12 protein-coding genes and 1 riboswitch are annotated in these 13,063 nt (G+C 69.8%); of the genes, 4 read left to right on the top strand and 8 right to left on the bottom strand.

The annotated features are described in order from the left end of the window. Complete coding sequence (locus tag AC0L5F_RS12170; protein ID WP_473313652.1) at window positions 1–756, bottom strand: hypothetical protein; 756 nt, start codon at window positions 754–756, stop codon at window positions 1–3. A gap of 140 nt (window positions 757–896) precedes the next feature. Here AC0L5F_RS12170 and AC0L5F_RS12165 point away from each other — a divergent pair, with 140 nt between their 5' ends. Together AC0L5F_RS12165 and AC0L5F_RS12160 are read left to right on the top strand one after the other, a co-directional pair. Beyond that, complete coding sequence (locus tag AC0L5F_RS12165) at window positions 897–3,296, top strand: hypothetical protein (RefSeq protein ID WP_473313651.1); 2,400 nt, start codon at window positions 897–899, stop codon at window positions 3,294–3,296. Window positions 3,297–3,342: 46 nt separating this feature from the next. Then, on the top strand, window positions 3,343–3,504 hold the full coding sequence (locus AC0L5F_RS12160; RefSeq protein WP_473313650.1) for a hypothetical protein: 162 nt from the start codon (window positions 3,343–3,345) through the stop codon (window positions 3,502–3,504). Between the two features lie 3 nt (window positions 3,505–3,507). On the opposite strand, the gene AC0L5F_RS12155 is transcribed toward AC0L5F_RS12160, so the two are convergent. Further along, on the bottom strand, window positions 3,508–4,146 hold the full coding sequence (locus AC0L5F_RS12155; RefSeq protein ID WP_473313649.1) for a hypothetical protein: 639 nt from the start codon (window positions 4,144–4,146) through the stop codon (window positions 3,508–3,510). A 67-nt stretch (window positions 4,147–4,213) separates the two neighbouring features. Here AC0L5F_RS12155 and AC0L5F_RS12150 point away from each other — a divergent pair, with 67 nt between their 5' ends. Next, on the top strand, window positions 4,214–5,050 hold the full coding sequence (locus tag AC0L5F_RS12150; protein WP_473313648.1) for an EamA family transporter: 837 nt from the start codon (window positions 4,214–4,216) through the stop codon (window positions 5,048–5,050). Window positions 5,051–5,059: 9 nt separating this feature from the next. Here the strand turns inward: AC0L5F_RS12150 and AC0L5F_RS12145 are convergent, their stop codons facing one another. From AC0L5F_RS12145 to AC0L5F_RS12135, 3 genes are all read right to left on the bottom strand, one after another. Next, a complete protein-coding gene (locus AC0L5F_RS12145; RefSeq protein WP_473313647.1) occupies window positions 5,060–5,920 on the bottom strand; it encodes an Fpg/Nei family DNA glycosylase in 861 nt (286 codons plus the stop codon). A 136-nt stretch (window positions 5,921–6,056) separates the two neighbouring features. Beyond that, window positions 6,057–7,124, bottom strand: coding sequence for an alpha/beta hydrolase (locus tag AC0L5F_RS12140; RefSeq protein WP_473313645.1), 1,068 nt, complete (start codon window positions 7,122–7,124; stop codon window positions 6,057–6,059). A gap of 23 nt (window positions 7,125–7,147) precedes the next feature. Then, window positions 7,148–8,365 (bottom strand): Nramp family divalent metal transporter, encoded by a 1,218-nt coding sequence (locus AC0L5F_RS12135; RefSeq protein WP_473313644.1) that lies wholly within the window; start codon window positions 8,363–8,365, stop codon window positions 7,148–7,150. A 41-nt stretch (window positions 8,366–8,406) separates the two neighbouring features. On the opposite strand from AC0L5F_RS12135, the gene AC0L5F_RS12130 reads away from it, so the two are divergent. Continuing rightward, complete coding sequence (locus AC0L5F_RS12130; protein WP_473313643.1) at window positions 8,407–8,829, top strand: GNAT family N-acetyltransferase; 423 nt, start codon at window positions 8,407–8,409, stop codon at window positions 8,827–8,829. A gap of 2 nt (window positions 8,830–8,831) precedes the next feature. On the opposite strand, the gene AC0L5F_RS12125 is transcribed toward AC0L5F_RS12130, so the two are convergent. The 3 genes from AC0L5F_RS12125 to AC0L5F_RS12115 form a co-directional block, all read right to left on the bottom strand. Next, window positions 8,832–9,833, bottom strand: a complete 1,002-nt coding sequence (locus AC0L5F_RS12125; protein ID WP_473313642.1) for a ribonucleotide-diphosphate reductase subunit beta — start codon at window positions 9,831–9,833, stop codon at window positions 8,832–8,834. Between the two features lie 97 nt (window positions 9,834–9,930). Further along, window positions 9,931–12,468 (bottom strand): ribonucleoside-diphosphate reductase subunit alpha, encoded by a 2,538-nt coding sequence (locus AC0L5F_RS12120; protein ID WP_473313641.1) that lies wholly within the window; start codon window positions 12,466–12,468, stop codon window positions 9,931–9,933. Window positions 12,469–12,577: 109 nt separating this feature from the next. Further along, a riboswitch (cobalamin riboswitch) is annotated at window positions 12,578–12,780 on the bottom strand. A gap of 110 nt (window positions 12,781–12,890) precedes the next feature. Continuing rightward, window positions 12,891–13,058 (bottom strand): antitoxin, encoded by a 168-nt coding sequence (locus tag AC0L5F_RS12115; protein ID WP_473313640.1) that lies wholly within the window; start codon window positions 13,056–13,058, stop codon window positions 12,891–12,893. Window positions 13,059–13,063 lie beyond the last annotated feature (5 nt).

Below are 13,063 nucleotides of genomic sequence, written 5' to 3'. Positions count from 1 at the left end.
TCAGGTGCGGCCGCTCTCGACGGGCGACCCGGCGGCGACACCGCGCCGCCTGCTGCCCGGCAGGCGGCCGGCGAGCACACCGAGCGGCTCGACGGCCTCGCTGAGCACGGCGACGGCGGCGTTGAGATGAGGGATGGCCGAGCTGAGCTCCTCCAGGCGGGGCACGAGTGCGTCGAAGGTCGTCCCCAGCCCGACCAGTCGATCGAGCGTGCCCCCGGGCGCGAGCATCGTCTCGACGATGCCCTGCTCGGCGATCAGCTGGTCCAGGAGGCCACCGGGCGCCAGCAGCCGTTCGATCGCGCCGTCGTCGGACAGCAGCCGGTCCAGCGGTCCTCCCGATTGCAGCAACCGGTCGAGCGGGCCGCCCCGCTCCAGGAAGCGGTACAGCGATCCCCCCTCGCCGAGCTGGCTGTCCAGCGGCCCCCCGGCCTCGAGCAGGCGGATGAACGGTCCGTCCTCCGCGGCCAGCTGATCGAGCAGTCCGTCGCGGGCCAGCGCCCGGCCCAGCGGCCGATCAGGCGACGTGAGGTCGTCCAGGGTGGTGGCCAGTCCCATCAGGCCGCGTTCCTCGGCGAGGATGCGTCCCAGCTGGTCCAGGAGACCTCCCTCGGCGAGCAGGGCGCCGAGACGTTCGCCGTACCCGCCGCGACGCAGCAGGGGGCCGTCGGGCGACGCGAGCTGGCCGAGGCCGAGCGTCGCTCGGGTGGCAGCGACCGACACGCGCAGGGGGAGCAAGGCGGCGGAACGAAGATCCATGGCCCACACGGTAGACCCGATCACGGCGTCCGACACCCCCCTTTCCGGGCTGACGGACAGGTGGGCGCGCCACTAGGCTGGCCGGTACCGCGCAGTGCAATCGGAGCCTCCGGGCAGTGCTCACGACCGAGGAGAGCTGGATGGAGATGTCTCTGCTCGACCTCACCCCCTGGCCGCCTGCGTTCTCGGACTCGTTCGTCGACGACGCGCGTGCGCTGCTGCACGAACACCACCACGTGATGATCGTGGGGGCTCTCGGGAGCCACCGCGGAACCCTCGCCTCGGCCCTCACCGGGCCGACGGCACCGACCGCCTGGGGCCGGGAGGCCCAGCTGCTCGGCGCGTCGGCCAAGCGGTTCGGCGCACTCAACCAGCTGCTGCCGAGCCTTCGAGCCAGCCCCGACCTCGAGGTCGAGGAGGTCGTCGGCCGGGCCGAGCGGCTGCTCGCCGACGCCTTCGGGCGACCGGCGATGTCGTTGCGCGAGGCCGACCTGTGCGACACGGGGTCGGTCGACGTCCTGTCCCGCCTGGTCGACCGCGGTCGCATCACCCTGGTGTTGACCGTCGGGCCCGAGACGGCGGCCGCCCACCGGTTCGCATCGTCGGCGGCACGGATCGACCTGCCTCCGTTGGACGACGACACGATCGCCCAGCTGCTGACCATCCGTTTCGGCGCAGCACCGCACCCCACCACGGTCGCCATGTTGTCGGCACGGTCGCAGGGCGCCTATGCGGTCCTCAAGGAGCTGGCCGACGCCGCGTTCCAGATGGGGCAGATCGCCACGATCTCCGGACTGCTCGTCACAGACGCCTCCGTCGAGGTCGAGGACGTCGACGACGTCGCCCAGTCCGCCGCCCCCACCCGGGCACCGCGGTTCGCGGCCGACCACCCCGCCCACGACCTGCTCGACGTCGCCGCCCTCGTGGTCTCGATCGGCCTGGGCGAGGCGGTCGCCGCCTTCGGCGAGGACACGGTCGCTTCCGCACGCTCCCTCGGACTGCTGCGGGTCGCGGACGAACGGTTGGAGTTCGCCTCCCGGGTCGAGGCGGCGCTGATCGAGCGCCAGCTGGACACCGACCGTCGCACCGCTCTGCTCGACCGCTACCTCCCGGCACTCCAGGAGTCCATGACGCGTGCTGTCAGCGCGCCCCGGTTCGGCGAGTGGGTCATGTCGGTGGGCAGGCCACTGCCCCCGGAGCTGGCTGTCCGCGCCGCGGCCCGCGCCAACCGTGAGGGCCGATACTCTCTGGCCCTGCAGTTCGTCGACGCCGTCACGGCTCCGCACCCTTCACGCCTGTTCGTCGAGCAGTGCCACGCCCTCAGCGAGAGTGGCGCGGTCGACGAGGTCGCGACCCTGGTGCGGTCGATCGACCCGGCGACCCTCGACGACGACGACCTCTTCCCGTTCATGCGGTGGTCCGCGCGGCACCTGCCGCCGCACGAGGTGTCCGAGGTGATGGAGCGTCTGCGGGCCTCCATCGACCCCGCCGACGAGTCGCGCCTGGCCGTCCTCACGCTGAGCCGACTGGCCGGTGAGACGTTCCAGAGCGGGAGCGAGCAGCACCGGCGCGCCCTGCAGTCGCTGTCGCTGGCGGGACGGCTGTCCGCGTCCGGCCAGGCCATGGCCCAGTCGGCACTCGCCTCCTCGCTGCGGCAGGCCAGCCGCCTCGACCAGGCCCTCGAGCTCGCCGGCTCCGCCGCCGCAGCCATCCAGACCCTCGACGCCGCCACCTGCGACGTCGAGCTCGCCCTCGAGACCTGGGTGCTGTGCTTCCTGTCCGCAGGCGACCTCGACGGAGCGCGCGAGGCGCTCACCACCTACTCCTCGGCCGGCGTGCGCTTCGGCAACCTCGGGCGGCTCGGCACCGCGATGTGGGGCCTGCACGCGTTCTTCAGCGGCGATGTCCGCTCAGCCCTGGCGCACGCCCAGCTCTGCCTGGCTCGCACACCCGCCAGCGACCCGCACGGCATGCGGGGGTGGATGGAGGCGATGGCAGCCCAGGTGCTGACCCAGACCGGCGACCTCGACCAGGTCCAGACGCTGCTCGCCGCCTCCTACAGCCACGGCACCAACCCTCGGCGCCAGCACGACCTCGAACGGCGGTTGGCGCAGGCATGCGTGCACGACGCCATCGGCGAGCCGGAGGAGGCCCTGGAGCTGCTGCAGGGCATCGTCGACGAGGCGAAGGCGCACGACCTGACGCTGCTCGAGGTCGACGCCGCCGTCCTGTGCGTGCAGATCGGCGGACCCACGCACCTGCGCCAGCTGCTGGCGGCCGTCGACGGTCTCGACGAGTCCAGCGGCACGTCGTGGACCTGGCTGCGGTTCGCCCACCTGATCCGCGACAACGACATGCGCGGGCTGGTCGCCCTCGCCGAGGAGCTCGACGCCGCAGGCAAGGCGCTGTTCGCCGCAGAGGTCGCCCAGTTCACGCTCGACGTCGCTCGACGTGCCGCGGACATGTCACCCAGCCAACGCGAGAGCCTCTCCGTGATCGCCGACCCCATGCAGCACCGCCACGTCACGCGCAACGGCTGAGGCGTGTCGGGCGATGACTGTCCGACCCGCGTCCTACCGTGGCCACATGCGATCCGATGATCTCGTCTGCCTCGGCCTGGCCGTGCTGTGCCAGACCTGCGAGTCCGAGATCGACGTGCCCGACGACGCAGCCGACCACGGGGTCTGCCGACACTGCGGTGTGGCGTTCCTGATCGACGCCGAGCCGGTCAGCTCCCGCTCCGCCTGACGCTCACAGCGAACCCGCGATCGCGCCGACCGCCGCGAAGACGGCGACCACGATCGAGATCGGCACGAGCCATGCCGCGGCCGTCGCGACCATCACCGTGGTGCCGATCTTGGGCGGCGCGAAGTACCGAGCCCTCGGCAGGTCGCCCACCTGGTCGATCCACTGGGCGGGCAGCTGGGCGCCTCGCCACAATCCACGAAGACGACCGAAGACCCGCCAGCCGTCGCCGCCGGCGATCTCGCGCATGACCCCGCCGGTCTCGTCGACACGACCGGCCAGGTTGACCATCGTGCGCAGCTCCCCTGCGAGCAGCTGCGGTTCCTCGACGGCAGCCAGGATGCGTCGGCGTCGAATCGCGAACAGGATCGAGACGGCTGCCATCAGCGCCCCGAGCACCGTGATGACGATGCCCACGGCTCCGTCGGCGGCCAGCCCGATCACGATGGTGGCGGCGATGAACGGCGTGGGGAGCCACAGCAGCGCCGCCGTCGGCCAGCGCAGCAGCCGCACCGCTGCGACGATCGTGGTCGCCGCCCGGGTGGTGGTCGCTCCGGTGGTGTCGTCGACCCGTTGCGCCGCCTGGTGCGCCGCGCGATTGGCCTGGTCCGCCCAGCGCCCGGGTCCTCGCTTCTCATCGGCCATGTGTCCATCGTAGGCAGCGGGGCATGGGCGGCCGATGCTCGTGCGCCGACCGCTCTAGGCTCTGGCTGTGGCCGTCGTCCTGTCGTTGATCTCCGCACTTGCCTACGGCGTGTCGGACTTCCTCGGTGGGATCTTCGCCAAGCGGGCCACGCCCTGGCAGGTGGCGGTCGTCGCCCAGTCGTCCTCGACGGTGTTCGCCCTGATCGCCTTCGCCATCGTGCGGGGCACGCCGAGCCCGGCCGACGTCGGCTGGGGAGCGCTCGCCGGCGTGGGCGGCGGCTTCGGGGCGGCGTTCCTGTACCGAGGACTGTCGACCGCGCGGATGGGGGTCGTCGCCCCGATCTCGGCCCTCGGGACCGCCCTGCTCCCGGTGTCGGTCGGACTGATCACCGGCGACCGCCCCTCATGGCTGGCGGTTCTCGGCATCGTCGCCGCCTTCCCGGCGATCGTGCTGATCTCCCGTGTGCCCCCCACGGCCGAGCCCGACCTGGCGCACCGCGGCGGCATGGTCGACGGCGCGCTGGCCGGACTCGGCTTCGGCGTCCTGTTCGTGTTCCTCGACCGGGTCGGTGACGACGGGGCCTTCGCCGGACTGGCCGCCTCGCAGGTCATGTCGGTGGTGACCATCGTCGCGGTGGCCACGGCGCTGCGCGTCCGATGGGTGCCGCGCGACCGGCACGCGTGGCGGGCGGCAGCCATGGGGCCGCTGGGCGCCATCGCCCAGGGCTCGTTCCTGCTGGCCACTCAGCAGGGTCTGCTGTCGGTGGTCTCGGTCATCTCCGCGTTGTACCCGGCATCGACCGTGCTGCTCGCAGCGGTGATCCTGCGTGAGCGGATCCTGCGCTGGCAGGCGGTCGGCTTGTCCTTCGCAGCCGTCGCCGTCACCCTCGTCGCCCTGGGGTAGCGCGAGACCTCACTTGAGGAACTTGGAGGTGGTGCGGTCCTTGAGCGGCTTGCCGCCGGTCTGGCAGGTGGCGCAGTACTGCAGCGACGAACCTGAGTAGACCACCTCGCGCACGGTGTCGCCGCACTCCGGGCACGCCTCGCCGGTGCGACCGTGCACCCGCATGCGGGTGCGCTTGCTGTCCTTGAGCTCGGCCGCAGGCTTGCCGCGGGCGGCCTCGACCGCGTCGCGCAGGACCTGCTGCAGGGCCTGCTCCAGCCGGAGGACCTGCTCGTCGGGCAGGGTGTCGGCGAGCGCGAACGGCGAGATCTTCGCGACGTGGAGGATCTCGTCGCTGTAGGCGTTGCCGACGCCCGCGATGATCTTCTGGTCGCGCAGCAACCGCTTGACCTGCATGTGGCGGCCGAGCAAGGGGCGCAGGTCGAATCCCTCGGTCAAGGGGTCCGGACCCAGGGCGGCGATCCCGGGCACGTCGGCAGGTGACCGCACGACGTACATCGCCAGCCCCTTGCGTGTCCCGGCCTCCGTCACGTCGAAGCCCTCGTGGGGGCCGTCACCGCGGTCGATGCGCAGCCGCGCGGCCAGCGGCCCGTTGCCCATCTTGATCCGGGCGTCGGAGAAGTGGGTCGCCCACCGCAGCCAGCCGGCCTTCGCCAGGTGCACCACCACGTGCAGGCCGTCGACGTCGATGTCGATGAACTTGCCGTGCCGGGTCACGCCGGTGACCGTCAGTCCGGCCAACGACTCCGCGGGCGGGTCGAAGGTCTTGAGCACCGAGAACGAGCCGAGCTCGAGCCCGGCCACCACGGCGCCGGCCATCTCACGGTCGAGGAACTCGACCAAGGCGTTGACCTCGGGCAGCTCGGGCATGGGCCCATTGTGCCCGGACCGCCCGTCACCCACCCCCGCGAGTGGCGCAGTTTGGCTGGATTTCGGCGGGATGATCGACCAATTCGCGCCACTCGCGGTACAGGATGCGCCACTCGAGGGGGTAGGTGGCGCGGTGTCAGTCGTCGTGCTCGAGGAAGAACGTCTCCATGCTGGGCCAGGTCGCCGTGCGCGCACCTCGACCCGTGAGCACGCCGAGATGGCCCCCGGGTGCCCGCACGATGCGGCTCTGCGGCGAGCCGACCACGAGATCGAGCAGGTGCGAGACGGCAGCCTCCGGCGCGAGGGTGTCACCGGTGCCGGCCACGACCAGCACCGGTACGTTGATGGCGCCGAGGTGCACGCGGCGGCCGGCGATCTCCATGGCGCCGGTCGCGAACTCGTTGGTGCGCATGACCACGTGGTACAGCTGCCCGAACGTGCGGCCCGGGTAGGCGTACATCGAGTCCATGAAGCGGTCGACCGCCTCCAGCTGGGCGAGGAAGTCGCGGTCGTCGGCGTGCATGAGCATCGCGAACGGCTTGGTGAGGTACTTGTCGAGCGACGACGCCTGGAACCCGGCCCGCGTCAGCCACGCCGGCACACCACCCATCGCCCGGTAGGTGGGGCCGACCAGCCGTCCGACCACGCGATCGATCGGGCGGGCAAGCGCCAGCAACGGCACCTCACGCAGGTCGAACGGGCTGGCCACCGCCGTGGCCGACGCCAGCGGAAGCTCTCGGTGGGCAGCCGCGGTGAACATCGTGAAGATGCCGCCCAGGCTCCACCCGGCCACGTGGACGTCCCGCCCACCGGCATCGACCGAGGCCGCCTCGACCGCGGCCGGCACCACCGAGTCGACCCAGTGCTCGAAGCCCTGGTTGCGATGCTTGAACTCCACGGCACCGTAGTCGGCCAGGTACACGGGTCGGCCCTGCTGCACGAAGTACTCCACCACGCTGCAGGTGCGACGCAGGTCGAAGGCCAACGCAGGCGCGGCCAGCGGCGGGATGAACAGCACCGGGTTGCCGTGCTGCTCGACACCCGGCGCCGGCACGTACCGATAGAGCGTGAAGCCGCGCCGCTTCTCGACCACGTCGCGCGGCGTGCTGGACAGGTCGGCGATCGGTCGCCGGCGCACCTTGTCGCCGACGTTCTCGACCACGGCCTCGAGGTCACGGGGAACGCGCAGACCGAGCAGAGCCATTCGGCGATCTTCTCAGATCGGGCTCACGGACCGAGCGTGAGCCACAGGAGCACCGCGTTCAGCCCGATGACCGTCCCGGCCACCGACCACGCGGCGATGGTGGTGCCGCGACGGTTGACGTGCTCGCCCATGACGTCCGCTCGGGCGGTCAGGACGACCAGCGGCACCAGCGCGAACGGGATGCCGACGGACAGCACGACCTGCGAGATGACCAGCGCGCGCGTGGGGTCCGCGCCCGCCAGCAGGACCACCAGGGCCGGGATCAGGGTGATGGTCCGGCGCAGCAGCACCGGGATGCGCAGACCGAGCAGGCCGTTCATCACCTCGGCTCCCGCCGCGCTGCCCACCGATGTCGACGCGAGACCCGAGCCCAGCAGCGCGACGGCGAACAGCAGCGCCACCCCGGCGCCCAGCTCGGAGGTGACGACGGCGTGCACCCCTTCGAGGGTGTCGGTGCCCGGGAGCCCGTCGAGGCTGGTCGCTGCCACGACCAGCAGCGAGAGGTTGAGCAGCCCGGCCAGCACCAGCGCCAGGGCGACGTCGGTGCGGGTCGCCGAGAGCAGGTCGCGCACGTCCAGTCCCTCGCCGCGCGCGCCGAGGCGCGTCGTCGTGAGGCTCGAGTGCAGGTAGATGACGTGCGGCATGACGGTCGCACCGATGATGCCCGAGGCCAGCAGCAGGCTGTCGGTGCCCTCGAAGCCGGGAACCAGTCCGCCGACGAGGGGCGCTGCAGCGGGCGGGTCGACGACCAGGCCGGCCAGGAAGCCGACGGCGATCAGGGCGAGGAACCCGATGATGACCCGCTCCAGCACGTGCTGGCCGCGTCGGTCGCCCACCTGCAGGATGACCATCGCGACCGCCGCCGTGATGACCGCGCCGACGGGCAGGGGCAGGTCGAACAGCAGGTTGAGCGCGATGGCGCCGCCGACCACCTCGGCCAGGTCCGTCGCGATCGCGATCGCCTCGGCCTGGGCCCAGAAGGCGAGGCGCGAGCGCCGCGGGAAGCTCTCGCCGAGGTGCTCGGACAGCGACCGGCCCGTGACCATGCCGAGCTTCGCCGACAGGTACTGCACCAGCACCGCCATGACGTTGGCCAGCACGACGACCCAGACCAGCGTGTAGCCGAACTGGGACCCGGCGGTCACGTTGGTGGCGACGTTGCCGGGATCGACGTAGGCGACCGCCGCGATGAACGCCGGCCCGAGCAGGCCGATGCGCGGCAGGCGAGGGCGGGTCAGCATGGTGACCAGCATGGCAGCGCGGTGCTGGCACCATGACACCCATGGCTCTGCAGCAGCGTGCGGCGACGGCCGACGACGTCGAGGCGGTGCTGGCCTTCTGGGCGCTGGCTGCCGAGGACTCCGGTCGTCCGGCCGACGACCAGGTGCTCGTGGAGCAGCTGCTCGCCCGCGACCCCGAGGCCCTGCACCTGGTCCTCGACGACGGGCAGGTCGTCGGGTCGCTCATCGCGGGCTGGGACGGCTGGCGCTGTCACCTGTACCGCCTGGCGGTGCACCCGGACCACCGGCGCCGTGGCATCGGCGCGGCGCTGATCGCCTGGGCGGAGCGACGATTCGCCGATCTCGGTGGCATCCGCGCGGACGCCATGGTGCTCGACGCGAACACCACGGCGCACGACGCGTGGACCTCGGCGGGATACGCCCCGCAGTCCCACTGGCAGCGCTGGGTCAAGCCGCTGATCTGAGCTCACGACGACTTGGCGTTCACCTCGTAGGAGGTGTTGGTCGACTCGAAGAAGTTGACCAGCTGCAGGGTGTCGTTGGCCGTCGCCATCCACTTGGCGGGGTTCGCGACGTTGTAGTGCGGCCCGAAGCCGAGCTCCTCGAGCCGGCGGTCGGCCAGGTAGCGCACGTACTGGTTGATGTAGTCGGCGTTCAGTCCGAGGATGCCGCCCGGCAGCAGGTCGCGGTTGTAGGCCTCCTCCATCGCCACGGCGTCGATGACCATCTGCTGGATCTCGTCGGCGAACGCGGGCGTCGCGACGTCGGGGTTCTCGTCGAGGACCGTGAGGATCAGGTTGATGCCGAACTTCAGGTGCAGGCTCTCGTCGCGCACGATCCAGTCGATCAGCGAGCCGAAGTTGCGCAGCAGGTTCCGCTGACGAAAGCTCAACGCCACCATGAAGCCGCTGTAGAACCAGATGCCCTCGAGGATCACGTTGTAGGCCACCAGGTTGCGCACGAAGTCCTGCTTGCCCTCGGTGGTGGTGATGTCGAGGGTCTGCTCGGTCATGCGCTTGATGAAGCGCACCTCGAACTCCTCCTTGGCAGCCATCGACGGCACCGTCACGTGCGACTCGTAGGCCGCCTCGCGATCGATCGGGAAGGTCTCGAGCACGTACTCGAAGCTCATGCAGTGGTTGGCCTCCTCCCACATCTGCTTGGCGAGGTACAGGTGGCACTCGGCGGCGTTCACGTACGGGTAGACGCCGAACGCGAGCGCCTTGTTGACCAGCAGCTCGTTGGGGTTGAAGTAGCTCATGAGGAACGTGAGGGCGTGCCGCTCGTCGTCGCTCATGCGCTCGAAGTCGCCCAGGTCCTCGCCGAGCTGGATCTCGTTGGGGAACCACGTGTTCGCCACGGCCTGGTCGTACAGGTCCATGGCCCACTGGTAGGTGACCGGCTTGAGGAGGAGGCCCTCCTCGATGCCGGTGCCGAGAATGCCTCGTCTGGTTGCTGTCTCCGTCATGGTGGTGCTCGCTTTCTCCGTGAGCCTGACGTTCTGACGCGACACGCAGGGGTGTCGTGGTCGAAACGTCAGGCTCAGCGGGATCTGAAGGGTGGGGCTACTGGCAGGAGTCGCACTGGAGGCGCTCTTGGGGGTCGATGGGGCAGGCTGCACCGTCGACGACGTCGACTTCAGCACCATCGACGAGGTCGAGCTCGCTCACCTCGGCGGGAACCACCGGAGGCGCCTCGACCACGGCGGTCCTCGCGGCGCCGAAGCCGCGACGGGCTCCCCCGCCACCGACCGGACCGCTCGTCTCGGCCTTGTTGACCTTGACCGTGCTCTGCTCGGCGGTGTGTCGCGGCATCATGTGCAGGTAGTACGTGGTCTTGACGCCCATGCGCCACGCGGCCGCGTACAGCTCGACCATCTCGCCGACGTCGCGGCTCTGCAGGTAGATGTTGCGGCTGATCGCCTGGTCGATCCACTTCTGCGCCCGCGCAGCCACGTGCAGGAACGCGTACGGCGACAGCTGGAAGCTGGTGCGGTAGATCTCGGTCAGCTCGGCCGGCACGCCCTCGACCTTCGACAGGTCGCCCTGGTGGCGCAGCAGGTCCTCGCGCACCTGCTCCCACAGGCCCAGGGCACGCAGGTCCTCGACCAGGTTGCGGTTGACCTCGAGGAACTTGCCGGCGCTGGTGGCGCGGCTGAAGATCTGGCTGAACTGCGGGTCCAGGCCCGGCGTGGTGCCGGCCACCAGCCCGATCGACGCCGTGGGCGCGATCGCCATCAACGTCGAGTTGCGGATCCCGACCTGCACCTTGCCGCGCAGGGCGTCCCAGTCCAGGCGCGTGGTGCGGTCGACGTCGACCGCCACCCCGCGATCGGCCTCGAGCAGGTCGAGCGAGTCGATCGGCACCAGACCCTCGCTCCAGCGAGATCCGGCGAAGTTCGGATAGGCACCGCGCTCGCGGGCGAGGTCACAGCTGGCGTCGATGGCGTGCCAGCTGACGAACTCCATGATCTGGTCCATCAGGTCGTAGGACTGCTCGGACTCGTAGGAGAAACCGAACCGCTCGACGATGTCGGTGAACCCCATGACGCCCAGGCCCAGGGCCCGGTTGAGGTCGTTGGACCGCTCGGACTCCGGCACCGAGCTGATCGTGACGTCGATCAGGTTGTCGAGCTGGCGGACGGCCAGCCGCACGGACTCAGCCAGCCGGTCCCAGTCCACGCGCGCCTGCTGGCGTCGACCCGTCACGTGGCGCGAGAGGTTGATCGAGGCCAGGTTGCAGACCGAGACGTTGTCGCGGTCCTGCGGCAGGGTGATCTCGGTGCACAGGTTGGACAGGTGGATCGTGCCGGTGTTGTGGTTCAGGGCACGGGTGTTGATGGTGTCCTTCCAGGTCAGCCACGGGTGCGAGGTGGACTGCAACGACACCAAGATGGCGCGGAACTGCTCGCGGGCGCGCATCTTCTTGTGCCGCAGCTGTCCGGCGTCGGCCAGTGCTGCGTACTCGGCGTAGCGGCGGCTGAAGTCCTGGCCGTACAGCTCGACCAGGTCGGGGGTGTCCAACGGGTCGAAGAGGTACCAGGCCTGGTCGTCCTGCACCCGCTTCATGAACTCGTCGGAGATCCACACCGCCGTGTTGGCGGTGCGGGTGCGGCGGTACGGATCGCCGGAGTTCTGCCGCAGGTCCAGGAACTGCGCGAAGTCGAGGTGCCAGTTCTCCATGTAGAAGCACAGGGCGCCGAACTTCTTGCCGCCGCGGCTGATGGCACGCAGCGTCGAGTCGATGGTGTGCATGAACGGGATGGGACCCGTCGAGGTGGTGTTGTTGGACCGGATCGGCGATCCCTCCGAACGCAGCTTGGAGACCGACAGGCCGATGCCACCGGTGCCCTTGGTCAGCCACATGACGTCGCGGACGCTCTTGGCGATGTGCTCGATGTCGTCCTCCATCTGCATCACGAAGCAGTTGGAGAGCTGGCTGTACGAGGTGCCGGCGTTGACCAGCGTGGAGCCCGCTGCGAGGTACTCCAGCCGGGACATCTTGTCGTAGAACCCGCGGGCGGCCGCGGTCGGATCCTCTTCGTTCAGCGACAGGCCCATGGCGACGCGCATCCAGAAGAACTGCGGCACCTCCAGCGGCGTGCCGTCGGGCTCGCAGATCATGTAGCGCGTGCGCATGGTCTGGGCCCCGATGTAGTGCAGCAGGTCGTCGCGATCGGGGTCCAGCGCGGAGCCGAGGACCTCGAGGTCGAACAGGTCGACGAGTCGTGCGTCGAGCAGACCCAGCTCGATGCCACGCAGGATCGACTGCACGAACGCCGGACCGTGGAACGCGTACACCTCGTCGCGGGTGACGCCCTCGCCGAAGACCTTCTTGTAGAGGGTCTTGATCAGCAACCGCGAGGCGATGGTGTCGAAGGCCGGGTCGTCCTTGACGTTCTGCAGGGCGACCCCGACGACGGCCTCGTCCAGCTGCTCGCTGGTGATCCCGTCGAACAGGGTGATCTCCAGCTCGGACTGCAGCTGGGTGACGCGGGCGACGGCGTCGTCGAGGCCGACGCTGGCCTCGGTGATGGAACGCGCGATCTCGTAGCCGTCGTACGGAACCCGGCTGCCGTCGCGCTTGATGACGGTGATGGACATGCAACTCACCCCTCGTGCAGCTCGGTCTGGAAGCAGATCCACGAGCACGAGGTGCGGTCGCCGAGGCGAACCCGATCCCCTGACCGTCCCACGCGGTCGCGGACCCCACCGATGACGGTGGGCACTGGCAGGTCTTCGGACTCGTGGGCGCTCGAACTTCCTACTGTCCGTCGCTTCCCAGATCGTCGATCCAGTGCATGTGACGGAGGTCGTTCCCACTCACCGCTGCGGGGCAGTCCCGGATTCACACCGGGTTCCCTGTTGCCACGACTCCCCTGGCTGAGGAGCCGAACCAGCTGCGAGCATCACTGTATATGACGAATCACATCGATGTAACCCCTACATCTTGTGGTTCGCTGTGGGCGGGCGAAAAGCGCCGATGCCCCACCGAAAACTCGGTGGGGCATCGGTGAAGAGATGGATCAGAGGTTGCCGGTCTTGTCCTTGACCGCGTCCTGGACCTTGTCGATCTTGTCGGCGAACTTGCCGTCGGTCTTGTCGTCGATCAGGTCGCCGGCCTTCTCGACGACCTCGTCGATCTTGTCGGCGTTGTCGTTGATGGCGTCCTTGGCCTTGTCGAAGATGCCCATGGTTC

Source organism: Aeromicrobium sp. 10G20-16 (assembly GCF_055809665.1).
The sequence above is the reverse complement of the archived record's forward strand: the minus strand, read 5'-3'. Positions and strand labels throughout refer to the sequence as shown.

Excerpts from the sequence above, each read along its gene's own strand:
- AC0L5F_RS12130 (WP_473313643.1), top strand. The coding sequence starts at position 8,407 with ATGGCTCTGCAGCAGCGTGCGGCGACGGCCGACGACGTCGAGGCGGTG.
- AC0L5F_RS12140 (WP_473313645.1), bottom strand. The coding sequence starts at position 7,124 with ATGGCTCTGCTCGGTCTGCGCGTTCCCCGTGACCTCGAGGCCGTGGTC.
- AC0L5F_RS12165 (WP_473313651.1), top strand. The coding sequence starts at position 897 with ATGGAGATGTCTCTGCTCGACCTCACCCCCTGGCCGCCTGCGTTCTCG.
- AC0L5F_RS12155 (WP_473313649.1), bottom strand. The coding sequence starts at position 4,146 with ATGGCCGATGAGAAGCGAGGACCCGGGCGCTGGGCGGACCAGGCCAAT.
- AC0L5F_RS12170 (WP_473313652.1), bottom strand. The coding sequence starts at position 756 with ATGGATCTTCGTTCCGCCGCCTTGCTCCCCCTGCGCGTGTCGGTCGCT.
- AC0L5F_RS12135 (WP_473313644.1), bottom strand. The coding sequence starts at position 8,365 with ATGCTGACCCGCCCTCGCCTGCCGCGCATCGGCCTGCTCGGGCCGGCG.
- AC0L5F_RS12120 (WP_473313641.1), bottom strand. The coding sequence starts at position 12,468 with ATGTCCATCACCGTCATCAAGCGCGACGGCAGCCGGGTTCCGTACGAC.
- AC0L5F_RS12160 (WP_473313650.1), top strand. The coding sequence starts at position 3,343 with ATGCGATCCGATGATCTCGTCTGCCTCGGCCTGGCCGTGCTGTGCCAG.
- AC0L5F_RS12115 (WP_473313640.1), bottom strand. The coding sequence starts at position 13,058 with ATGGGCATCTTCGACAAGGCCAAGGACGCCATCAACGACAACGCCGAC.
- AC0L5F_RS12125 (WP_473313642.1), bottom strand. The coding sequence starts at position 9,833 with ATGACGGAGACAGCAACCAGACGAGGCATTCTCGGCACCGGCATCGAG.
- AC0L5F_RS12145 (WP_473313647.1), bottom strand. The coding sequence starts at position 5,920 with ATGCCCGAGCTGCCCGAGGTCAACGCCTTGGTCGAGTTCCTCGACCGT.